This window comes from Microcoleus sp. FACHB-SPT15, from assembly GCF_014849525.1.
GTDB lineage: Bacteria > Cyanobacteriota > Cyanobacteriia > Cyanobacteriales > Coleofasciculaceae > Symplocastrum > Symplocastrum torsivum.
The window spans coordinates 22,075-45,732 of record NZ_JACJNU010000058.1 but is presented as its reverse complement, the minus strand read 5'-3'; the positions used below and the strand labels follow the sequence as shown (position 1 = coordinate 45,732).

General features: G+C 43.8%; 21 protein-coding genes. 18 read left to right on the top strand and 3 right to left on the bottom strand.

Going from position 1 to position 23,658, the window contains the following annotated elements; translation table 11 throughout:
* Nucleotides 1-147: 147 nt before the first annotated feature.
* Entirely contained in the window at nucleotides 148-984 is an 837-nt protein-coding gene (locus H6F98_RS22925) for a carbohydrate ABC transporter permease (RefSeq protein ID WP_192221032.1), read from the bottom strand.
* A gap of 187 nt (nucleotides 985-1,171) precedes the next feature.
* Between H6F98_RS22925 and H6F98_RS22920 the strand changes: the two genes are divergently transcribed.
* The 8 genes from H6F98_RS22920 (at nucleotide 1,172) to H6F98_RS22885 (ending at nucleotide 10,443) form a co-directional block, all read left to right on the top strand.
* The gene (locus H6F98_RS22920; protein WP_192221031.1) at nucleotides 1,172-1,867 is read left to right on the top strand and encodes an aldehyde oxygenase (deformylating); all 696 of its coding nucleotides are present in this window, start codon (nucleotides 1,172-1,174) and stop codon (nucleotides 1,865-1,867) included.
* Nucleotides 1,868-1,955: 88 nt separating this feature from the next.
* Nucleotides 1,956-3,542, top strand: a complete 1,587-nt coding sequence (locus H6F98_RS22915) for a B12-binding domain-containing radical SAM protein (protein ID WP_192221030.1) — start codon at nucleotides 1,956-1,958, stop codon at nucleotides 3,540-3,542.
* A 171-nt stretch (nucleotides 3,543-3,713) separates the two neighbouring features.
* Entirely contained in the window at nucleotides 3,714-4,736 is a 1,023-nt protein-coding gene (locus H6F98_RS22910) for a long-chain acyl-[acyl-carrier-protein] reductase (protein ID WP_192221029.1), read from the top strand.
* A gap of 182 nt (nucleotides 4,737-4,918) precedes the next feature.
* Nucleotides 4,919-5,896 (top strand): acetyl-CoA carboxylase carboxyl transferase subunit alpha, encoded by a 978-nt coding sequence (gene accA / locus H6F98_RS22905; RefSeq protein ID WP_192221028.1) that lies wholly within the window; start codon nucleotides 4,919-4,921, stop codon nucleotides 5,894-5,896.
* A 449-nt stretch (nucleotides 5,897-6,345) separates the two neighbouring features.
* Nucleotides 6,346-7,071 (top strand): SDR family oxidoreductase, encoded by a 726-nt coding sequence (locus H6F98_RS22900; protein ID WP_192221027.1) that lies wholly within the window; start codon nucleotides 6,346-6,348, stop codon nucleotides 7,069-7,071.
* 94 nt (nucleotides 7,072-7,165) lie between these two features.
* Complete coding sequence (folE, locus tag H6F98_RS22895; RefSeq protein WP_192221026.1) at nucleotides 7,166-7,882, top strand: GTP cyclohydrolase I FolE; 717 nt, start codon at nucleotides 7,166-7,168, stop codon at nucleotides 7,880-7,882.
* Nucleotides 7,883-8,049: 167 nt separating this feature from the next.
* Nucleotides 8,050-8,766 (top strand): heme oxygenase (biliverdin-producing), encoded by a 717-nt coding sequence (locus tag H6F98_RS22890; protein ID WP_192221025.1) that lies wholly within the window; start codon nucleotides 8,050-8,052, stop codon nucleotides 8,764-8,766.
* Nucleotides 8,767-9,909: 1,143 nt separating this feature from the next.
* Complete coding sequence (locus H6F98_RS22885) at nucleotides 9,910-10,443, top strand: proprotein convertase P-domain-containing protein (RefSeq protein ID WP_192221024.1); 534 nt, start codon at nucleotides 9,910-9,912, stop codon at nucleotides 10,441-10,443.
* A gap of 258 nt (nucleotides 10,444-10,701) precedes the next feature.
* On the opposite strand, the gene H6F98_RS22880 is transcribed toward H6F98_RS22885, so the two are convergent.
* Nucleotides 10,702-11,058, bottom strand: a complete 357-nt coding sequence (locus tag H6F98_RS22880) for a Mo-dependent nitrogenase C-terminal domain-containing protein (RefSeq protein WP_192221023.1) — start codon at nucleotides 11,056-11,058, stop codon at nucleotides 10,702-10,704.
* A 229-nt stretch (nucleotides 11,059-11,287) separates the two neighbouring features.
* Nucleotides 11,288-11,656: a Mo-dependent nitrogenase C-terminal domain-containing protein gene (locus tag H6F98_RS22875; protein WP_192221022.1), complete on the bottom strand. Its 369-nt coding sequence runs from the start codon at nucleotides 11,654-11,656 to the stop codon at nucleotides 11,288-11,290.
* Between the two features lie 755 nt (nucleotides 11,657-12,411).
* Between H6F98_RS22875 and H6F98_RS22870 the strand changes: the two genes are divergently transcribed.
* The 10 genes from H6F98_RS22870 (at nucleotide 12,412) to H6F98_RS22825 (ending at nucleotide 23,213) form a co-directional block, all read left to right on the top strand.
* The gene (locus tag H6F98_RS22870) at nucleotides 12,412-13,194 is read left to right on the top strand and encodes a GDSL-type esterase/lipase family protein (protein ID WP_242058657.1); all 783 of its coding nucleotides are present in this window, start codon (nucleotides 12,412-12,414) and stop codon (nucleotides 13,192-13,194) included.
* Between the two features lie 194 nt (nucleotides 13,195-13,388).
* The gene (gene glcD, locus H6F98_RS22865; RefSeq protein ID WP_192221041.1) at nucleotides 13,389-14,858 is read left to right on the top strand and encodes a glycolate oxidase subunit GlcD; all 1,470 of its coding nucleotides are present in this window, start codon (nucleotides 13,389-13,391) and stop codon (nucleotides 14,856-14,858) included.
* A 201-nt stretch (nucleotides 14,859-15,059) separates the two neighbouring features.
* Complete coding sequence (locus H6F98_RS22860) at nucleotides 15,060-16,214, top strand: saccharopine dehydrogenase family protein (protein ID WP_396813029.1); 1,155 nt, start codon at nucleotides 15,060-15,062, stop codon at nucleotides 16,212-16,214.
* Nucleotides 16,215-17,778: 1,564 nt separating this feature from the next.
* Nucleotides 17,779-18,333: a protoglobin domain-containing protein gene (locus H6F98_RS22855; protein ID WP_192221021.1), complete on the top strand. Its 555-nt coding sequence runs from the start codon at nucleotides 17,779-17,781 to the stop codon at nucleotides 18,331-18,333.
* 89 nt (nucleotides 18,334-18,422) lie between these two features.
* The gene (locus H6F98_RS22850) at nucleotides 18,423-18,908 is read left to right on the top strand and encodes a hypothetical protein (RefSeq protein ID WP_192221020.1); all 486 of its coding nucleotides are present in this window, start codon (nucleotides 18,423-18,425) and stop codon (nucleotides 18,906-18,908) included.
* A gap of 135 nt (nucleotides 18,909-19,043) precedes the next feature.
* Nucleotides 19,044-19,415, top strand: a complete 372-nt coding sequence (locus H6F98_RS22845) for a roadblock/LC7 domain-containing protein (protein ID WP_192221019.1) — start codon at nucleotides 19,044-19,046, stop codon at nucleotides 19,413-19,415.
* 359 nt (nucleotides 19,416-19,774) lie between these two features.
* A complete protein-coding gene (locus H6F98_RS22840; RefSeq protein ID WP_192221018.1) occupies nucleotides 19,775-20,146 on the top strand; it encodes a roadblock/LC7 domain-containing protein in 372 nt (123 codons plus the stop codon).
* Between the two features lie 414 nt (nucleotides 20,147-20,560).
* Entirely contained in the window at nucleotides 20,561-21,214 is a 654-nt protein-coding gene (locus tag H6F98_RS22835) for an ATP/GTP-binding protein (RefSeq protein WP_192221017.1), read from the top strand.
* A 914-nt stretch (nucleotides 21,215-22,128) separates the two neighbouring features.
* Entirely contained in the window at nucleotides 22,129-22,500 is a 372-nt protein-coding gene (locus H6F98_RS22830) for a roadblock/LC7 domain-containing protein (RefSeq protein WP_192221016.1), read from the top strand.
* Nucleotides 22,501-22,652: 152 nt separating this feature from the next.
* The gene (locus H6F98_RS22825) at nucleotides 22,653-23,213 is read left to right on the top strand and encodes an ATP/GTP-binding protein (RefSeq protein WP_192221015.1); all 561 of its coding nucleotides are present in this window, start codon (nucleotides 22,653-22,655) and stop codon (nucleotides 23,211-23,213) included.
* Nucleotides 23,214-23,658: the final 445 nt, after the last annotated feature.

Here is a 23,658-nt window from a genome sequence, read left to right as displayed (position 1 = left end):
TATCAACATAAAGTCGGGAACCCTGCTAAATCGTTCCTGATGTCTACTAAACTTTATCTTGTCTTTAAAATAGGTCACAGGTGAGTAAGAGGGATAAAGATTTTTATCCTACATTGAGTAAGGCAGAGCGATCGCTTGTGGTCAAAACTAATTCTTAATCCCCGTCGCGGCAATTCCTTGAACAAACTGCCGCTGACCGATAAGAAACACCACCACTACAGGCACTGTCGCTATCACCACAGCAGCCATCAGTAAAGACCAATTGTTTGTAAACTGCTCCTGAAATTCTGCCAAAGCCAGTTGTACCGTCCTCAACTCCGGTTTTGTGGTAAAAACCAATGGTTTAAATAAATCATTCCACTCAGCAATAAATGTAAATAGGAACAGCGTTACCAAGGCGGGACGAGATAACGGCAGCATTACACGCGAGAGGATTTGCAAGCGATTTGCCCCATCAAGTGCCGCCGCTTCTTCCAACTCCACTGGTACCGTCAGGAAATACTGGCGCAATAGAAAAATGCCAAAACCGTTTGCTGCCGTTGGCAAAATCAAAGCACCATAGGTATTGACTAAGTTTCCCCACTTCAGCACCAGAAAAATCGGCACGACTAAGATCTGAAAGGGAATCACTAAGGTTGCGAGAACAATCAGCAACAGTGCTTGACGCCCTCGAAATTTGAGTCTGGCGAGTGCATAGCCTGCCAATGCCGAGGTAATAATCTGACAGCCCGTGACTAGCAGTGCTACCAAGGTTGAGTTAGCGAACGCCAAAAGAAATTTGCCCCGTTGCCAAGCCTCCTGATAGTTCTCCCACGTTATGGTCTTGGGTAAAACGGTTCCACCTGTTGCTGTGGCAGGTGCCAAGGAGGTGAGGAACACTATAACTAAGGGCAGTAGTACCATCACTGCACCCGTCAGCAGTAAAACCACAATCAGCAACGTCCCAAGAGGTAACTTGTGGTTTTTTTGAGAGGTTTTAGGCATTTATACGGATTTGACTTTATGCTTTTAATATACAGATGAAATATTTTCAGGCACCATTGAATAATGACCAGCAACGTATAACATGGCTGGTTATGTCCAAATTAACGTTTTTGACCCCTGCTCCCAAGCTACCGGGTCAAGCAATTTTTTCGCAGCCTAACTCATGCAAACAGGAAACAATCAACTTATGCAGCAGCTTGAAGTCAGTTCTGAGCTTGATTTCCAAAGTGAAATTTATAAAGACGCCTACAGCCGCATCAACGCGATTGTAATTGAGGGTGAACAAGAGGCTCATGATAACTACATTCAACTAGCTGAACTTCTACCAGACCAAAAAGAGGAACTCATTCGCCTCTCAAAAATGGAAAACCGCCACATGAAGGGCTTTCAAGCCTGTGGGCGGAACCTGAGCGTAACGCCAGATATGGAATTTGCTCACAAGTACTTTGGTGATTTGCACGGAAACTTCCAGAAGGCAGCCGCAACTGGCAATGTGGTTACTTGCTTGCTGATTCAATCACTGATTATTGAGTGTTTTGCGATCGCAGCCTACAACATCTATATCCCCGTCGCTGACGCCTTCGCTAAGAAAATCACGGAAGGTGTCGTTAAAGACGAGTATATGCACCTCAACTTTGGTGAAGTTTGGCTCAAAGACCATTTTGAAGAGTCCAAAGCCGAACTTGAAGCTGCCAATCGCGAGAACCTGCCGATTGTTTGGCGGATGCTCAACCAAGTTGAAGACGATGCTCGCATCCTGGCAATGGAAAAAGAAGCACTCGTTGAAGACTTCATGATTGCTTACGGCGAAGCCCTGAGCAACATTGGCTTTACCACCCGTGACATCATGCGGATGTCTGCCTATGGTTTAACCGCCGCTTAGCATAAATTAACTAGTGCTGTCAACTTTAAGATGGAGGCAGTGGTATAAGGGTGGAAATTGTTTGAATCCTAAAAACTAGGATTAACCTATGAAAGCCCTTCTACTCTACCCCCGCTTTCCCCAAACCTTCTGGTCATACGACCGATTTATGGAAATGGCGGGACTAAAGGCATCTATTCCACCCTTAGGAATCATTACAGTTGCCTCACTGCTGCCAGAAGACTGGGAACTTCGGTTTTATGACCGTAATGTCGAAGACGAAACGGATGCTGATTGGGAGTGGTGCGACATCGTCTTTCTCTCTGCCATGCTGGCACAGAAGTCAGACTTTCTCGCCCAAATAAAGAAAGCCATACAGCTAGGGAAAAAAGTAGCAGTCGGAGGTCCCTATCCCACCTCCGTCCCCGAACCCGCGCTTAATACGGGTGCCCATTATCTGATTTTGGATGAAGGGGAGCTTACAGTCCCGCAATTTCTAGAAGCAGTTGCCAATGGTGAAGGTCAAGGTGTCTTTCGCGCCACGGAGAAACCAGACGTTACCAAAAGTCCTCTGCCTCGCTTCGACCTGCTCAAGCGGGATGCCTACTTAATGATGGCGATTCAATATTCCAGAGGTTGCCCCTTCAACTGTGAATTCTGCGACATCATTAGCCTTTATGGTCGCAAGCCTCGCACAAAAGAACCAAGCCAAACCCTCGCAGAACTCCAAGCCCTCTACGACTTGGGTTGGCGAGGGTCTGTTTTCGTAGTCGATGACAACTTTATTGGCAATCAGCGCAATGTCAAACGCCTACTGCGAGAATTAATTCCTTGGATGCAGGAACGTAAGTATCCCTTCACCTTCCTGACCGAAGCATCTGTAAATTTGGCAGAGGATGCGGAACTGTTGGAGCTAATGGTAAAAGCAGGCTTCTACGGTGTCTTTCTAGGTATCGAAACCCCAGATCAAGATAGCCTCCAAGTTACTCGCAAGCTACAGAACACCCGTAACCCCTTAGTAGAAGCCTGTAATACCATCAACCAAGCTGGGTTGCTCATTTATGCAGGATTTATCATTGGTTTTGATGGAGAACGAGCTGGTGCAGGTGAGCGAATTCGAGCCTTTGTCGAAGAAACGGGGATTCCTCAACCGATGCTCGGCGTTCTGCAAGCTCTCCCCAATACGGCACTCTGGCAACGACTCCAAAAAGAGCAACGATTATTAGAGGGCGTTGGTGCGGTTGAAGTCGGAGATCAGAATTCCTTGATGAATTTCACACCCACCCGTCCACTCACGGAAGTTGCCGAAGAGTACGTCGAGGCGCTTTGGGCAATGTACGAACCCAAAAACTACCTCAAGCGTTGTCTTCAGCAATGTCTAAACATTACAATCAATCCTCAGCTCCAGCAGAGCGTGTACTTTCCCCCTGGCAAAGGGTTACGACTGGTTGCTCAGGTAATTTGGCACCAAGGCATCCGACGACCTGAGATTCGCGCACAATTTTGGCAACAACTCTGGACAATTGCGCGAATCAAGCCCCAATTTCTCAACATGTATCTGGGTTTATGTGCCGCCGGAGAGCATTTCTGGGAGTACCGTGCATTAGCTAGAAAACGAATTACTCAGCAATTAGGTTACGATCCACTCATCGAGACTACCTCACCTGAACGGGAACCAACCCTTGTCGGAGCCTAATTCTTCTTTGAATCATAATTTATCTAAATTTGACAAGAGAGTACCTATACTCTTTTTCGGCTTGCCGCTCTCTTCAGCGGCAATTTTTTGTAATATTTTGTAGAGTCCCTAGCTATTTCTTCCCCTTAACCCCATTTCCGCCTGATTACAGGTCTAAAAAGCGAGCAATTCATGTTTGGTCTCATCGGTCACCTTACCAGTTTGGAACACGCCCAAGCCGTCGCTAAAGAGCTAGGCTACCCAGAGTATGCCGATCAAGGTTTGGACTTTTGGTGCAGTGCGCCGCCTCAAATCGTTGACACGATTAAGGTCACAAGCCTTACCGGTCAGAAAATTGAAGGTCGGTATGTCGAATCTTGCTTTCTTCCAGAGATGCTCGCTAATCGCCGAATCAAAGCGGCAATGCGTAAAATCCTGAATGCGATGGCTCATGCTCAAAAGAATGGTATCAACATTACAGCATTAGGAGGCTTCTCCTCAATTATTTTTGAAGAATTCAACTTGCAGGAGAGCAAGCAGGTTCGCAACATCAAGCTACAGTTTGAGCAATTTACTACGGGCAACACCCACACGGCTTACATTCTTTGCCGCCAGGTAGAACAAGCCTCCCAAAAACTGGGGATTGAACTCTCCAAGGCAACCGTCGCCGTATGTGGAGCGACTGGCGATATCGGTAGTGCCGTGTGCCGCTGGCTGGATGCCCGAACGGATGTCGCGGAACTCCTGCTAATTGCTCGGAACCAAGAGCGATTACAAGCCTTGCAAGATGAACTGGGGCGCGGCAAAATTATGGGTTTGGAAGAAGCACTGCCACAGGCAGATATTGTCGTCTGGGTTGCCAGTATGCCCAAAGGCGTTGAAATCGACTTCTCGACGTTGAAGCAACCCTGTCTGTTGATCGATGGTGGCTACCCCAAAAACATGGCGGCGAAAATTCAGCATCCAGGGATCTACGTCCTCAACGGTGGCATTGTGGAGCATTCCCTGGATATTGACTGGCGAATTATGCAAATTGTCAATATGGATGTACCAGGGCGTCAGTTGTTTGCCTGTTTTGCCGAGTCGATGCTGCTGGAGTTTGAAAAGTGGTACACCAACTTTTCTTGGGGACGGAATCAGATTACGGTAGAAAAGATGGATCTAATCGGACAGGTGTCAGTCAAACATGGGTTTAGACCGCTACTAAGCTACTAGTGCAGCATGGCGGAAGTCAGTGACCAGTTAATAACAGAGCCAAAAGTCAAAAGTACAAGCCTTTGGACTTTCTGCCTTCTGCCCCCTGCCTTCTTGCACTAAGGTTTTGTCGGTTGTCCTTTGTCTAGGGTTAACGACAACTGACAACTGACAACTGACAATTAACAACTGGCAACTGACAAATGACCACAGAACACAGAACCTTTCTGCTCGACTTTGAAAAGCCGCTTTCTGAATTGGAGACACGAATTAACCAGATTCGTGAACTTGCTGAGGAAAATAACGTCGATGTCTCTGACAAAATCCGCCAACTGGAGGAGCGTGCGGTGCAATTGCGTCAGGAGATTTTCAGCGGTTTATCACCAGGGCAACGGCTACAGCTAGCACGTCACCCCAAGCGTCCGAGTACGCTGGATTATATTCAGGCGATTAGTGATGAATGGATGGAGTTGCATGGTGATCGCGGTGGGAGTGATGACCCGGCATTAGTTGGTGGTGTTGGGCGTGTGGGGGGGCGTCCTGTGGTCATCTTAGGTCACCAAAAAGGACGGGATACCAAGGACAATATTGCTCGGAACTTTGGACAAGCTGCTCCTGGTGGGTACCGTAAGGCGATGCGGCTGATGGAACATGCCAACCGCTTTGGTATGCCGATTTTGACGTTTATTGACACGCCGGGAGCTTGGGCGGGTGTCAAAGCAGAAGAATTGGGTCAGGGAGAAGCGATCGCTTACAATCTCCGAGAGATGTTTCGGCTGGATGTGCCGATTATCTGTACAGTAATTGGTGAAGGCGGTTCCGGTGGGGCTTTAGGGATTGGGGTTGGCGATCGGTTATTAATGTTTGAACACTCCGTTTACACCGTGGCGACACCGGAAGCTTGTGCGGCAATCCTTTGGAGAGATGCCGCTAAAGCGCCACAGGCAGCAGCGGCATTAAAAATTACGGCTGAAGACCTCAAAGACTTGGGAATTCTTGACCAACTGTTGCCAGAACCTGTAGGAGGTGCCCACTCTGACCCTCTAGGAACAGCATCTATCCTTAAAGAGGCACTGTTGCAAAATCTGGAAAGCCTGACTCAACTAACAGCTCAACAGCGTCGGGAGCTACGTTATCAAAAGTTTCGCAGAATTGGCGTGTTCCTCGAACCTTCTACTTAAAGTGACAAGCAGATGTTAGTAGCATCCTGCGTATTTTATAGCTGAAGCTTAAAGTCACAGTAGCCATAGGTTTCCCTATAACCTTGCCAGTACTCAGTGGCTTTTCAACTGTCAACTCTCCAAAGTGATATAATTTCATAGGTAACAATTTTTTACATCTTCCCACTTGAGGGAGATAGTCAATTTGTCACCTAATTTCAGCTAAATCAAAGCCTCGTGGTGCATTTGGCGCTTGACCTACCAGATTAAGGAAGATCTCATGTTTCAAGCACCTACAAAGCCTGGAGAAATTTTATTGTGTTCAATTTTGTCCACAGATTGCTGCCTACTTGTTCAAATGACAGACTAAAAGGGTCTTAGTAGGCAAATGTGAGCAGCTCCTCAAGGAGCGCTAAGTAATTATACAGAGTTCTATGAAAGCATCTAGTTAGAGAGTACTGAAAAATTTCATGACTTCTCCAATTGAACGACGTGCTCTGATTACTGGGGCTAGTAGTGGTATTGGCAAAGCGACAGCATTGGCATTTGCTAAGGCAGGGATTGATGTTGCTTTAGTCAGTCGTTCCCAAGACAAGTTAGAGGCAGTGGCTACAGAGGCACGGGAAGCTGGGGTGAAAGCTAAGGCTTATGCCTTGGATCTTGCGAAAGTTGAGCAGGTTCAATCAGGAATTAGTGCGATCGCAACAGATTTCGCTCCTATTGACATTCTGGTCAACAACGCTGGTATTGGTTATACCAACGCCCTAGACCAGACACCTCTATCGGACTGGCAGCACGTAATGAACCTCAACCTCACGAGTGTCTTTCAGTGCATTTTGGGTGTTTTACCAATGATGCGTGAGCAACAGCGAGGAATGATCATCAACGTTGCCTCAATCGCTGGTTTGCAACCCTTCCCTGCCTGGGGCGCCTACAATGTCAGCAAAGCTGGGTTGATTGCTTTATCCAAAACCTTAGCAGCAGAAGAACGCGATCGCGGTATTCGTGTTGTTACCATCTCCCCTGGTGCCGTTAATACTTCACTATGGGATACAGACACGGTTCAAGTTGACTTAAATCGCTCAGCGATGTTGACCCCAGAAATTGTTGCTCAATCAATTCTTCACACCGCTCTGTTGCCAGAGCAAGCCGTCATCGAGTCACTGACTTTGATGCCAAGTGCTGGGAGTCTCTAAAAAGAGTACTTCTCTGGCTAGTTCGTTGTTAACAACCAACAACGAACAACAAAATTCTCACTCATCCTTGTAACAAACTTTAATTAGGCAAATTATGAGTATTGCTTCTTCCAACGGCTCTAACAGTTCTGACTCTACTTCCACGCCCGATAGTACAAGTGCAACCACTCGCGTCGAGACACGGCCCGACCGCAACACCCAGAATGGTCGGGAACCCAACATACAACCTCCCTCAGAAGATCTGAACGAAGAAATGATAGGCGCGGTGCGGACACTACTTTTGGGCGTAGGTGAAGATCCAGAACGGGAGGGACTCCTCAAGACTCCCAAGCGGGTAGCAGAAGCAATGCGATTCCTGACAAGTGGTTACAATCAATCCCTGGAAGAATTGGTCAATGGGGCGATCTTTGATGAAGGTCATAATGAAATGGTTCTCGTCCGGGATATCAATTTCTTTAGCCTGTGTGAACACCATATGCTGCCCTTCATGGGCAAAGCTCACGTCGCCTACATTCCTAACGAAAAAGTTGTAGGACTCAGTAAGCTTGCTCGTGTTGTTGAAATGTATGCACGGCGGCTGCAAGTACAGGAACGCTTAACCCGCCAGATTGCCGAAGCCGTTCAAACTATATTAGAACCCAAAGGCGTTGCTGTAGTGATGGAAGGTATCCACATGTGCATGGCAATGCGGGGTGTGCAAAAACCCGGTTCCTGGACTGTAACTAGCGCAATGGTTGGTGTTTTTCAGGACGACCAAAAAACTCGTGAGGAATACCTCAACCTAATCCGCCATCAACCAAGCTTCTTCTAAAATTGCTGTTTAGCAACAAAGGCACTCCCTAGAGAGTGCCTTTTCGTAAAAATTCTTAACGGCATTTCTCATCAAATCAGTTTAACCTAACATTTTGGGCAGTATTTCGCCCTTTTGTAAGCAACAATACACTAGCCATCAACTTTAAGGGATAGGAAACTTCATACATGAGTAGCAATTTAGCCACCAAGTTGCGTGAGGGCACTAAAAAAGCTCACACGATGGCAGAGAATGTTGGGTTTATCAAATGCTTTTTAAAAGGTGTTGTTGAGAAAACCTCATACCGGAAGCTGGTATCGAACCTCTACTTCGTCTACTCGGCAATGGAAGAAGAGATGGAACGCCACCATTCACATCCTATTGTCTCAAAAATCTACTTCCAAGAGTTAAACCGGAAAAAGTCCCTGGAGCAGGACTTGTACTACTACTACGGTTCTAACTGGCGTGAGCAACTGACTCCTTCGGCAGCGACTAAATCTTACGTGCAGCGCATTCGAGAAATATCGGCTTCAAAACCAGAACTGTTGATTGCCCATTCCTACACACGCTACATCGGTGATTTATCAGGTGGACAAATTCTTAAAAAGATTGCCCAACAAGGGATGAATTTATCAGAAGGGCAGGGAACTGCTTTCTATGAATTCAACGACATTCCTGACGAGAAGGCATTCAAGCGCAACTACCGCGAAGTCTTGGATGGGCTACCGATTGATGAAGCAACAGCGGATCAAATTGTAGACGAAGCGAATGCGACGTTCGGCATGAATATGAAGCTATTTCAGGAACTAGAAGGCAACCTGATCAAAGCGATCGGTCAGATGCTCTTCAACACTGTGACACGTCGTCGCAGTCGCGGCAGTACGGAACTCGCAACAGCTGATTAATCGTTGCCTCATCAGGGAACGATTAGGTACAATCTCAACTTTGACTAGACATCTCCAAAAATTGAGCGGAAGTCCTTTTCCCACTTGGGCTTAGTTTAATTTCTGGAGATGTTTGTTGTATGAGGGCACCCTATATGGGTGCTTTTTTACTGGTTCTTATACTAAACCTGATTCTATAGCCCCTTTTTAGGTTCTAGTCGTGGAGACGTTCCAACGGAACGTCTCTACCTAGTTTTATGGGTTGCCGAAAAAGAGGGTAGCTAACAAGCATTCAATTTTGCATGGCTACATTTTGAAAGTGCTGTGGGATCATTTTGCCCGTCCGTAGGATGGAACTTGAAGACGCAGCAGCCTATTACATTACAAAATGCTTCGAGTATGGCGCAATAAATCTTAAGAAAAAACAACAACTGATTGCAATACTATACCTAGTATGTAATACACGTCATACGCTGTATGACGGCATGAGGTTTACCCAATAAAAGCAGTGGGCTGGTGATAGCAGTTCTCTTGCTCCTGCCCATATTCTGCCTTAATCGGCTTGTAACCCAAAAGTTTCCGTCACCAATTTGCGTTGGGTTCTTAGGGACTACTCATTTTGGAGATGAACAACTAACTAGGCAGGATGTGGACTGAAAGTAAAAAAATATAAATTAGTTTTCTGTCATTTTATTTCTGCTTTTTTATTAGCAATTATTTAAAAGTGAGAGAAAGCTATTAACCTGAAATATTTACTATTTCGGGTAGTTTGTATTTCAAATGATTCAAATATTATTCAAGGTTATCTTTACTACAAGTTCATATAAAATCATTTAACTTTTAATATTAAATCGGCTTTAAAGCCTTAGGGATAAGGACTTCAGAGAATTAAGTACAGAGTAATACGACAATTAAATATTTTTTTTTAGTAAAGGCACGTTTAGGGACTAGATATATTTCTAAAGGGGTGTAATTATTAGTTAAGTGAAAATTTTGTAGGATTGCGAAATTAATTAAAACTTTTGGCTGCATCTCTTAAGACTATGACAAGAAACCGCAAACTTTCTTAACAAATTAATTTCGCATTGCACACTATCCCGTCAGGATTATCGCCCCTGAAGTTCACTACCATTGTCAACCTTTCGTTTTTGGAGCGAATAGCTTATGTCTCAGATCATCCCGAATACATCAACCGCCACCATCGAACTTGAGATTCCTACCACTACCCAAGCTCACGCCTCAACCTTCGTTGGCAATGGTGGTGATATTCCCGATGGCAGCGGTAGCTTTCAGGATGACATTATTGTTACGGAAAACTTCGAGATTACAGACGTGACTGTCACGCTGAAAAACCTTGTTCACACCTGGGTGGGTGACGTCGTTGTGCGCTTACGTCATGTTGAATCGGAGACTGTCGTTGAGTTGTTCCGACGCCCTGGTCAACCCCACTTCTCTTCCAGTGGTTATAGCAGCGATTTAAATGGCAACTATAGCTTCAACGACCACTTTATCAACAACTTTGAGGCAGCAGCATCGGAGAATGTTGTCATCCCCAGTGGCAAGTATGCTTCCCTCCAGTCTTTCTCAGCCTTTCGGGGTCTGCCCGCAACAGGTACCTGGCGGCTCCTAATCAACGATTACTCTGCTGGTGATTCTGGTGCTTTAGGATCTTGGAGTTTAGACCTGGGATGGGGTTAAAGTCACTCCTGTTTCCGAGTTGGCTTCCTGAGTCGGTTCAGTAGGTGATGTTTTAGGTTAGGCGGCGTTAGTAGTGCGTAAGACAGAGAACTGACTTAGGCTTACAAGCCCCATAAGCTACATAAGATAGCAAGAACTTCAGGAGAGGTATGTTTGACTCGTATTCTCTCCTGAATCTTAGTTTGCCTGAATGTACAAAGTCATATCAGCCATTAGGTCTTGGCTTAATGATACTGAGAAATAGATTTTCTAAGGCTTCTAAGCGTAGGATTGGATATCCTCACCACACTGATCAACTAAATAACAAAGAGCACGAAAACGCAGACCAACAAACTGATCGTAAAGAGGATTAAGCTTACATAGCGGTGGAATGTGTACCACTAAGTAGCCAAATAATTTAATATCACGCTCAAATGGACATTGAGCTGGAATCACTTTTGAGAGAAATCGAGCTAGCTGTCTATCGTTGACTTCTATTGCATCAAGCCATTGACGCACAGGTTGTAGTAAATCAGGATGCTTCTTGGGTAGTAGATGCTTCTTTGCTGAGCTAGGATTTTGATGAGCTACGGCTGAACTGGGAAGCATAGGGCTTTGAGTGTTGGTTTTGAGCATTGTCTACACCTCTACACCAAGGAATTAGTTTATTGAAGTAGCAGCGCTTAGGTGTCACGTTGCTGCTGAGTTGTCTTGAGTCGTTTCTACTTACAACGATAGGAAGGTTAACAAGCAATTTGGTAAAGCTACAAACAAGAAACCTGAAAGTACGGATGAAGCTTTGATGAAATTCTCTGAGACACCTAACAATTGGGATTTCTTAGTTGCTGAGTCAATATTAGAAGAATTAAGAGCAGTAAGGCTGAATATCCTCGCCACATTGATCAGCAAGGAAACAAATAGCACGAAACCGTAAGGCGACAAGTTGCTCATAAAACGGGTTCAGCTTGCATAGAGGGGGAATATGCCCTAGCTTAAGACCCAGGAATATAATGTCGCGCTCAAATGGACACTGGGATGGTATTAGATTAGAGAGAAATCGAGCAAATTCAGGGTCATGAACCTCGATTCGGTCAAGCCATTGACGTAGCGCTCGCACTAAATTCAATGAGAACTTGGGTAATGCATTGCATTGAAGGGACGGCAAGTTCGCTCCAGAAGCTATGGCTACGTTAGGAAAAGCGTTAGACTGATTGTTTTTCCAAATCATACTCATCAATTCATCCTCTTTTTGGATCAAGTAGTTGCTCAATAAGATAGTTTCTGGCAGGGTTTCGCTGGCAAAAAATGGTGTGTCTTTGCTAGAGTTATTAGTTAAAAGATATGCCAAATCTGCCCTTGACCATCACAAAGACATTCCTAGTAAATACTGATTGAATGAAAAGGAATAACTTTTGCTTCCTTATCTTAAATAAGAAAAAGCTAAGTAGGGGCTAAGCAACTCTATAAATTTCTAATGCTTTTTATATGGAGCTGCTATATCTAATACTCTGTACTATTACCTGTAAAACATATCAGTACCCGGAGGGGTAATTTCTTATGGAACCAAGAATTTTGGCTAATACTTAAGGTTGAGAGTCACAAAATCTAACCGCTGAACCCTGTCAATCTTTTGGCTGACTAAATTACTAAATTTACTCGTTTAGTTACCTTTATCCGTGGCTACTGGCTGCTAATCAGTGACCACTAGCTCCTGACCAATGACAAAAATTGAAAACTTATATACAAAGCGATCGCGTCCCACTTGAGAGGAGACATTTTTCGCTTGATTGAAAACTTTAGACGGGCTGTGACAAACTCTGAGATTAAATTGTATCTCGTTATACCAGAGCAACTACAGTAGTAAAGGAACCGAGAGAATTGGCTCTCTGCCGCTAACTTCATTAGTCGCATCTGTGAATGTCACTTAATAGGACTTGTTGTGTTCGCTGCCTCAGGACTAATCGCTGACGATTAAAACGGTTAAATTATATGGCAACTTATGATATGCATAACTTAGTAACAATAAATGAGGCAATTAAATTTACTTTATTACTTTCGTGCTTAATTAATATATTATTTTTAGGAATGGGAAGTATCTTTGTTGCGAGAAGAGGCGGACTTTTCTATCTATTGCACAAACTTTCTTTCCTAACGAGTGAGAGGGCTAGACTAACTGCTATGTATGACAATCCTTTTTATCAAGACAAGACAAGCCACTTTCGGGCTTTGCCTAAATCAGAATCAGGAATAATATTTTTAGGAGATAGTCTCACAGACTTATGTGAGTGGGCAGAGTTGCTGAAAAATGATCGAATTAAAAATAGAGGGATTTGTGGAGACACAACAGAGGGAGTTTTAAACCGGATCGACAACATTATTGAACATCAACCAAAAAAGCTTTTTATTCTTATTGGAATTAATGATTTAAATCAAGGCATACAAGTATTAGACATTGTAGAAAACTACCATCTTATTTTAAGAAAGGTGAAGGAGAGCCTACCCAATACACAAGTATTTATTCAAAGTGTTTTGCCAGTCAATTATCAAAAATTCCAAAGGAATGGTGTTAATGATAAGGTTGTCGAATTGAATGTCATACTGAGAGAGCTAACCAAAGAATTCTCATATCAATATATTGATTTATTTTCTGCATTTCTAGATATAAATAAGGAACTCAATTCTCAATACACAATAGATGGTGTACATTTGAATGGACAAGGTTATTTGCTTTGGAAAAAAATTATTGAGAAAGATGTAAACGATGAAATTTGAGGCTCATTGTTGATTAAATTTTTCTCTGACAACAATGGTAGGAATAGAGCTTTCCCTAAAAGTTGACGGTGTACTTAACCTCCTTCATGAGGTAGTAGGTGGTAGGGTTACTTCCTAAGACCTAATCGCTTTTTGGCGAATGACTTCGTGATCGTGCAATCATAGGATTGCAACTACCTTTACTTGTGCCACCTATGCTTGCCCACGATACGAAACGGAATTGGCAACCAGTCATCAAGCAATTTGAAGCTGTGGTTGGAAAAAATGGTGTGGTTCGCCGCCGTGAAGAATTGCTGACTTATGAATGTGATGGTCTAGCCAGTTATCGTCAGCGTCCTGCGTTGGTGGTGCTACCCCGAACAACGGAACAAGTGGCAGCAGTAGTGAAGATATGCGACCAGAACCAAATTCCTTGGGTCGCTAGAGGTGCTGGGACAGGCTTATCAGGTGGGGCGCTGCCAGTAGAAGATTGCGTGTTGATTGTTACCGCTTTGATGAAGCGAATTCTCGATATTGACTTAGAAAACCAGCGAATCGTTGTGCAACCCGGTATCATCAACAACTGGGTCACACAAGCTGTCAGTGGTGCTGGTTTTTACTATGCCCCTGACCCTTCTAGCCAAATTATTTGCTCAATTGGTGGCAACGTTGCTGAGAATTCTGGTGGTGTTCATTGCCTGAAATACGGTGTTACTACTAACCATGTTATGGGATTAAAACTGGTACTTCCTGACGGCTCAATTGTTGATGTTGGGGGGTCAGTACCAGAACAACCAGGCTATGACCTGACAGGGGTATTCGTTGGTTCCGAAGGGACTTTAGGAATTGCTACAGAAATTACTCTAAGAATTCTCAAGACTCCTGAATCAATTTGTGTTCTCCTGGCAGACTTCAACACTATTGAAGAAGCGGGTGCTGCTGTTGCCGATATCATCAGTGCCGGGATTATTCCAGCAGGGATGGAGATGATGGATAATCTCAGCATCAATGCTGTGGAAGATGTTGTTGCTACAGGTTGTTACCCCAGAGATGCGGGTTCCATCCTGTTAGTTGAACTTGATGGGTTAGAAGTGGAAGTGGCAACTGCTAAACACCGTGTGGCTGAACTCTGCAAAAAGAATGGGGCACGTAATATCACAACGGCTAGTGACCCAGAAACACGACTGAAATTATGGAAAGGTCGCAAAGCTGCCTTTGCCGCAGCAGGACATATGAGTCCTGATTATTTTGTGCAAGATGGTGTCATTCCGCGCACTCAACTAGTCGGTGTCCTCAAAGAAATTGAAGAGTTAAGCGAGAAATATGGCTATGCGATCGCTAATGTGTTTCATGCTGGTGATGGCAACCTGCACCCACTGATTCTTTACGATAATTCCGTGCCTGGTGCCTTAGAAGAAGTGGAGGAATTAGGTGGAGAAATTCTCAAACTCTGCGTGAAAGTGGGCGGTAGCATCTCTGGGGAACATGGTATTGGTTCGGATAAAAAATGCTTCATGCCAGATATGTTCACTGAAACAGATTTAGAGACGATGCAATGGGTACGCCAAGTCTTTAATCCAAAAGGTTTAGCCAATCCGGGGAAGATTTTCCCCACCCCTCGCACTTGTGGCGAAGCGGCAAATGCTCAGAAGCTAGAGCAATTTAAGGACGTAGAACGCTTTTAAGGGCTACTGGCTTAACTTACTGCTATCAAATTAGCGAAAGACTGGTGCGATCGCCTCCTGTCTCCTGCCTTCTTGCACTAGTCATAAGGGTTCATGACTCAGGGTTGATAGTTCATGGTCATTGGAAACTGAAATCATACTTAAGTAGAGTGAAAGTGTCATCCTGGCTACCGATGATTAGAGTGCCTCAAAGATGATGAAATGAGAAAGGATGTTACTGATGCAGGTGCAATGGCAGACCAGCAGGTTTTAATTCTTGGAGGACGAGGGCGAATCGGTAGCAGTGTGGCGCAAGACCTAGTTGCCCATACAGAAGCGAAGATTACGGTTACCGGGCGTCCGACTTCGCCTGAAGTGACGGCGAGGCAGAAGGGACAGCCACAAGTGCAGTTTCTCGCTTTGGATTTGGCAGATCAGGAGGGGTTAACAAAGGCGATCGCGTCTCACGACTTGGTGATTCACTGTGCAGGCCCTTTTGTCTACCGAGATGCTAATGTTCTCAAAGCTTGCATTGAGCAGGGTGTTAATTACCTGGATGTCAGTGATAACCGTGCCTTTACCCGTAAAGCCATAGCTTACCGTGAGGCAGCAGCCCAAAAAGGAGTGACAGCAATTGTCAATTCCGGAATTTTTCCGGGTGTCTCCAACAGCATGGTGCGCCACGATGTTGAACAGCTAGATGAAGCAGAACGAATTCATTTGAGCTATCTAGTTGCAGGTTCTGGCGGTGCTGGTATTACTGTGATGCGGACGACGTTCTTGGGTTTACAAGAGCCATTTGAGGCTTGGATTGATGGTCAGTGGCAGGAGGTAAAGCCGTATAGCCAGCGCGAAAAAATTGAATTCCCCGCTCCTTATGGCAAGGCGGGTGTCTACTGGTTTGATATGCCAGAAGCCTTTACCTTGGTTGACTCGTTCCCTGTGAAAACGGTTATTACCAAGTTCGGGTCTGTTCCGGATTTTTATAATCACCTTACCTGGATTGCAGCTCATGTCTTTCCACCATCTTGGCTAAAAAATCCAGGTGGTATTGAATTTTTATCTCATGTTAGCCACCGGATGACAGATGTAAGCGATCGCTTCAGCGGTATCGGTGTTGCCATTCGCTCAGAAGTTAAGGGTTACAAAGAAGGTAAGCCTGCCTGTGTTTGCTCAACCTTGGTGCATGAAAATACAGCCGTAGCTGCTGGTGCAGGAACGGGTAGTCTTGCAGAACTCATGCTCAACGGAAAGCTTAGTAAACCAGGTGTCTGGCCAGTCGAGCAAGCCCTTTCTACAGCATTATTTGAAGCAACAATGCAAAGCAGAGGGCTGAAGATTGACTATGAAACTACAGCAGAAGCCGTCGTTTTATAAGCTGCTATCTGGCTAGTTTTCTCTAAAAAGAGAAACCGAATACAACCAAGTAAGCATCTTTAATGCTGCTACTGCATAGTACCCAAACTCTATAACTCATAGCTTTTGATTAAGAAAAAGTGAGTGTTCAGCTTCACAAATTCTTCACACTCACCTAATATGCTTTCACTACATAAAAAAGTCGAGTTTTGCTCTCCTATTACTTGGAGAGCAATTTTTTTATCTACCATAAGGGAAATAGTATTGCACTTTCGTTGTTTGTGGTTGTAAAACTATAACTAAAACAACAAACTGTTATCAAAGCTGAACAAGCTATGAAATTACAGGGATCACTAAATAGAGAAACTATCCTGATTTGAGTAGTAACACCTAGAAATGCTTACAAGGTAAAGCATCTGTTAGCTAAAATCACTTTTTTAGCTTGGTAAACAAGTTTTTTAGGTTGTTATTAACCTAAAAAACACAGATGTTTTAAAAGTGCTGAGCTGAAATAAATTTTTTAGCCAAAGTTTATAAAGAATACAGACTGATTTAAGTATATAAACTCACTTCATCTACAGACATAGCTATTAAAGCTTGCTAGAAATAAAAAAGAAAGATTCAACCTATATTCTTCATAAAAAGGAATTAATTATGTCCTTAGATGCGACAGCCTTTATGACCAAAATTGAACAGCGTGTTGGTTTTACAAAGGGTCTGGTTACTGGGGGTGTAGGTACTTTGTAGAGTACATACAAGTTTAGGACTGAAACCCTGAAGATAGTATGCGACACAACTTCTATCTCAGGGCGAATAAGTGAACCGAAGTGCTGCTATGTTCTTTCTGCCTCTTCAGTCATCACCATTAGTGTGATGAATTACTAAGAATCTATCCGAAAAGCGCATTTTCGAGATTTGAGACTATAGATATAGATGCGATAACGGCTTCCGATTCCCTAGAGAGGGTACACGGATGTTCAGTTACTGTGCAAAGGTTTTTCGGATAGGTTCTTATCTGCCGTGTATTTTAGCTACCTTAATCAACAAGAGTACTTACTAATCTTGTCAGTGAGAAGGGTAATGTCATAAATGCCTTCTCATCTGTTCAAGGAAACCTATAAAGCTTGAACTATTTTACATTTTATTAAACAACTGAATCTAGCACAATAAACAACCTAAGTGTTGTTTTAGTTGTAAGACAAATAGAAGTCTGTTGCTCCCAAAACTTCTTATAATCTCTACAAAGTAAAGTCAAATAATCTTGATGGAAATAGAAAGCCAGTCAAGAAAACTATCCGGATTTAGCCAACAATATCTGAATAAGTTAGTGAACAAGGATTATAGCGAGTATTCGTTGGCTGTTACACCTAATAATAAAGATGAGAGTTGAAAATTCAGGCTTTTGTTAAATGAAATTGTAGCTATTTATTAAATACAAAATTCACGTAAAGCGAAAGCAGGATTTCATCAAGACTACATATAAATTAGGTAATTAAGCTCACCAAAATACGCACATTACTCACTACAAACTTGCTAAAACTGAAGAAGAAGAACAAAGTTCAACCAAGAGCATCCGGAGAAACAAATGACCTTAGAACCCCATACATTTATGACCACCATGGAAAAGCGTGTTGCCTTTACAGAAGCCGATAAAGCGCTTCTGATGTCTCACCAAAGTTGGGGTCAATCAATTGCTTCAGAAATGGCTGATCATTTCTATGCCTACTTAGGTCGCGATCCAGAAATGGATGCCATTATGAGTGCGAAAGAAGGACGTATACATCGTCTACGTGAAACCTTTATTCAATGGTTTCACGAAATGTTTACCGGGATGGATAACTGGGGCAATGGCTATGCCGATCGCCGTTGGCGTATTGGTCTAGTGCATGTGCAAATTGGCATTGGTCCTCAACATGTTGTCCCAGCAATGGCAACAGTAGTTAATGAAGTTGGCAAACGCACAAGAAAAGATGGGAAACCTGAAGAATTGCGGGATGCCCTCGGTCGGATTTGCATGATCGATTTAGCGTTTATTGAGCAAGCCTACGTTGAAGTTTCTTCTGCCGCTGTACTCAAAGAAACAGGCTGGACTGAAGGTTTGTTCCGGCGCTTGATCGCAACAGGTGCAGGCTCAATGTAAATCGGACGCTTCTTCTACTGAACCAATAAAACTCTTGGAAGCTTAGCTGTTCATTCAGAACCTAAACACAACTCAAAAAGGTTAATCCTATGTCAGTTACATTGAATCCTTTACGTCAAGAACTTGGAGATTTTAGCAGCATTGTCTGCTTCAAAGCCGTCGTTGTTGGTGTAGAAGAAGCTCTCGGTGAAAAAGCAGCAGCAATTGCCTTAATTTCTGCTGGTCGTCAACGGGGCAAAAAGTTAGCGGCAGACCTCGGTTTAGTCAATGGTATAGAAACAATCTCTCTGGAAGATGTCACAGGTAAGGTTAGTGAGGTCTTAGGCACTGGAGGCACCCGCTTATGCATTATTGACAAGATCGAACAGGACGGAGATGTCTATAAAGTCTATGCCCGTGAAACGCTTTGTTCTGCGGGGGAATCACTGGGTTCCAATCGTAAGTGTACCTTTACCTTAGGCGCAATTCAGGGCTTTTTGGAAGCGTTTTTAGGAAAGCGCTTGCGGGGCACACACACCAAGTCTGTCTTGCTTGGTGATACTCATGATGTCTTAGAGTACAGTGCTCTCACCTAACACAACACTGAGGACAAGCTTCCCAAGAAGCTAGGCACAACTGGCATCGTTGCTGTGTCAATCTCATGTTGCCAGTTCCACCAAGTATTAATCGTGTGAATCGTACTATCTGAAAATTAGAGCAGGAATACAATAATGGCAATCAATTCGGACAAACTGGGATACGTTCTGAGAAACTTTGTCTCAACCACCTCGGATGTTCAGGGTGCAGCGATGGTAACACCCGATGGCTTACCTCTCGCCTCCAGCTTACCTGGTGGTATGGATGATGAGCGGGTGTCAGCGATGTCAGCCGCCATGCTTTCTTTAGGCGATCGCATCGGCAGAGAACTCGCACGCGGTGAGATTGACCGCATCTATGTAGAAGGACAGGAAGGCTTCAGCATTTTGACCAGTTGCGGTGAAGATGCAGTATTTCTCGTACTAGCGGGAAAGGCAGCCAAACAAGGGGTGTTGATGTTGGAAATTAAGCGGACACTCGGTGAATTGAAAGCCCTTTTGCGGTAAAACGTGTCTTTGGCAAGAAAGCAAATCCAACACTTCATCGCTTAGCCATCCCTTAAAACAGGATAAGTAGGTGGGTGAACATAAACCGATAGAGTTAGTGAAGCTTTAGGAATGATCTGAACAGCGATAAGCAGATTAAAAATCACCAATTTAGATGCCAACCGCTTGCTGTTCGTATCAACTAGTTTTTACAGACTCATCCTTGGTTTTACACCTATCTACTTCCACAAATACGTTGACGAGACACAAGAGAGATAGTCTCTCACAAGAATTTTCACAACTGGCACAGGTTTGAGTGCAATTAAACGCTACCAGTTTCTCTCAAGAGATAAACAATCAGTAATACAAGTAGGCATTCAATGGCAATCAACTCGGAAAAACTCGGACATATCCTCGGTAACTTTGTCTCAACCACCTCGGATGTTCAGGGTGCAGCGATGGTAACACCCGATGGTTTACCTCTCGCCTCCAGCTTACCTGGTGGTATGGATGATGAGCGAGTGTCAGCGATGTCAGCCGCCATGCTTTCCTTAGGCGATCGCATCGGCAGAGAACTTGCCCGTGGTGAGATTGACCGCATCTATGTAGAAGGACAGGAAGGCTTCAGCATTTTGACCAGTTGTGGTGAAGATGCGGTGTTTCTTGTGCTGGCGGGAAAGGCAGCCAAGCAAGGGGTGTTGATGTTGGAAATTAAGCGGACTCTGGGTGATTTGAAAGCCCTTTTGAGGTAATTTGTGCCGAAAGATTATCTAAAGATTATCTATAGAGTTAATCGTTAGAGCAAGGCTAATTCAAAAAGCGTACTCCTTATGACAGTTGTTGCTAAACACCACACAGGAAATCATAGATGTATTGAGCCTTGCCTAACTCTTTTGAAGGGTTAGGTTGAATGTAAATAAAAGCTGCGTTAGTTTACCAGGGAGCCGTTAATCGGTCATCATTGAGTCATAAGAGTGAAATCATGGGTCAAATTTAACCTAGCACTACCAGGGCTTACGCAAAGTCTGATGAGTCAAGCGCGATTCATTAACTAATCATCAGTCTGCGAATAAGACGTTTGAGGCTCTGTGTCACTTCAATTCTGGTGCATGACCTTTCATCCAATACTCGATCAAGTTCGGTAAGTTTTTGCGGAGCAAAATCAAATGAAAACGATGCGTTTAGTAGTTGCTGGGACTCCAGGATCTGGTAAGTCTACTTTTGTACGGACGATTAGTGAAATTGAAACGATAGACACTGATCGTGCTGCTACGGATGATGTATCCCTCATGAAGCAAAAAACCACGGTCGCCTTCGATTTTGGGAGATTGGCATTCGGTTCTGTGATGGATCTGCAAATCTACGGTACTCCTGGTCAATCTCGCTTTAATTTCATGTGGGATTTTTTAATTCAAAGAGCACACACCTATATTTTGCTAGTAGCAGCGCATCGACCCGCTGATTTTCACTATGCTCGTCAGATTCTCACATTCATGAACCAGCGAGTACAAATTCCGATGATTGTTGGTCTAACTCATACAGATTGTCCAGGAACTTGGGCAACAGAAGAGATCATGATGAGACTGGGTTTCCTGAATGACCGAAATCGACCCCCGGTTTTGAAAATTAATCCAAATGATCGAGCTTCGGTTATTGAAGCACTGATGACTTCAATGGCTGTGATGGTTGCAAACTGTGGTATTGACCAACCTGTCAACAGTTCTGCTAGGAGTAAAGACGCGAGTCAACTGCTTCAGCAGTCTAGCAGTCACAGAAGTAGCTTTAGTCTACCCCGACCGCAGTTCTCACGCGATCGCTAAACAAGGCAACTGTAAGGGAAGGCAGAGGGCAGAGCGCAGGAGGCTTTTAGGTTCCGTTCTGAGGGGATTCTGACCAACCTGAACGGGAGCCAGTGAGCCTTACTCACATGGGGATTGCGACCCTTGCTCCTTATCGATCGCCAGAAGGCAGGAGGGTCGGGCATCAATATAAACATAAAAGCCCTCTGCCTCCTGCCTTTCTTGTTAAGTCAGTGACATTCAGCTTAAGACTTCCCAAACGCTCCTGATGAAGGTGCCATATTCGCTTGTTTAGTTAGTTTACCTAAGCCCTTGTCAGTAAACAGGAGCCAATGGTAATAGCCGCCTCTGCCTGCACAACAAGAGGCAGTGTGCTGAGTATGAGGCTCTAAGACTACATGATTTATAAGCTAAAACGCTTGACCTACAAGGTTCTCAATTACTTGAGAGCTTAGAAAAAGTAGTTGATTTAGTTGGATTAAAAAAGTTATAGTGTCTCCCATTTAATCGAGAAACCCTATATCATTAGCTGAATACGTTTTCCATGGTTTTTAATGATAAAAATTTTAATTTTACACTACTTAATTGTTTAAAAATAAACCATTTCATCCTTTATAAATGCTACACATTATTTTCATTAAATTTCTAACAAAAATGCACTAAATATAAAAAATATTTTGCTAAAACTGAATTAAGCAACCAGACCTTTATTTATGAATATTTCCTAGGTAAGTGCTATTAAGAAAGTGCATTCAATCGGTATTACCTGGCAAAAACAATAAGGTCTGTGAGTACGAAATGCCGAGCAATCAAAAGGCAATAACAGCCTGTTGAAGACTTTTATGAGCTGGCGCAAGTTCTAATTCAAGTAGATTCTAACCAGCTAGTTTCTCGCAAGAGACAAATACACAATTAGTAATACAAGTAGGAATTCAATGGCAATCAACTCGGAAAAACTCGGATACATTCTCGGTAACTTTGTCTCAACCACCTCGGATGTTCAGGGTGCAGCGATGGTAACACCCGATGGTTTACCTCTCGCCTCCAGCTTACCTGGTGGTATGGATGATGAGCGAGTGTCAGCGATGTCAGCCGCCATGCTTTCCTTAGGCGATCGCATCGGCAGAGAACTTGCCCGTGGTGAGATTGATCGCATCTATGTTGAAGGACAGGAAGGCTTCAGCATTTTGACCAGTTGCGGTGAAGATGCGGTGTTTCTCGTGCTAGCGGGAAAGGCAGCTAAACAAGGGGTGTTGATGTTGGAAATTAAGCGGACATTGGGCGAATTGAAATCGGCTTTGATGTAAGCCGGAATTAACCTTCATGCTCCAATTTGAGGCACGAATAAATACCGCAATGTTGGTGGAATAGATAACTTCACTTAAAAGTATGGGTGCCTCTCTAGCAAGATTCTCTTCTGCACTCTAAATACTATTAAATTTTCACGGAGTAAATCGCAATGAAGACAATGCGTTCAGTAATTGCAGGCGCTGTGGGGGCGGGAAAGTCTACTTTTGTTCGGACAATCAGTGAAAGAAACGTTATTGAGACAGACTGTAATGCCACTGATATAACAACTTTACTTAAAAAAGAAACAACTGTGGCATTAGACTTTGGCAGAGTCAGGCTGAACCCAGACATGGATTTGCATATCTACGGGACTCCAGGTCAATCTCGGTTTGATTTTATGTGGGATATTTTGATTAAACATTCTCACAGTTACGTTCTATTAGTAGCAGCCCATCGACCTGAGAATTTCTCTTACACCCGCGAGATTATTTCGTTTATCAACCAGCGAGTACAAATTCCCATGATTGTGGGGTTAACTCATACAGATTGCCCAGGTGCCCTCGCTCCAGAAGAAATTATCTCAGCTCTGGGCTACAACATGAATGATAAAAATCGACCTCCAGTTTTGAATGTTAATCCAACTGATCGAAGCTCTGTTCTGGAAGCTTTGGTTCTTTTAATGGGTCTTGTAACTTCACAGAGCGATGTGAAATTATCCCAAACTCCTTAAAAAAGAAGTTTTTATTTAAGGTGCATTTTGCATTTGAAGATTGCAGAATCCAGACAATCCCCCTGCTCAGCCTTTTATCTTTGTTGTTTTGGGAGGTTTGAGCTTAGTAATTGCGATCGCATTATTCTTTGTGTTTTTGATGTAGTGATCGAACAGAGGAAGCAGGGGGAGTAAAGCAGACGGATTTCACATCTCTCTGACTCTTGAAGATAAAAATGCACCTGTAACGGTTGCAGAAATCCAACCGACTGAAGAAAACACTATTGGGATTGATTTAGGTGTGGAGAATTATGTAGCACTCTCAACAGGTGAAATGATTGAGCATCCTAGATTTTTTGGAATAGTGGGGATGGACATCGCCTTACTTAAAAGCACTCTTGGACTAAACTCTAAGAGAAGCCAGTGCTCTACCCGTTTAGGGTGAGCGTCTGGAGTATGTCACGAA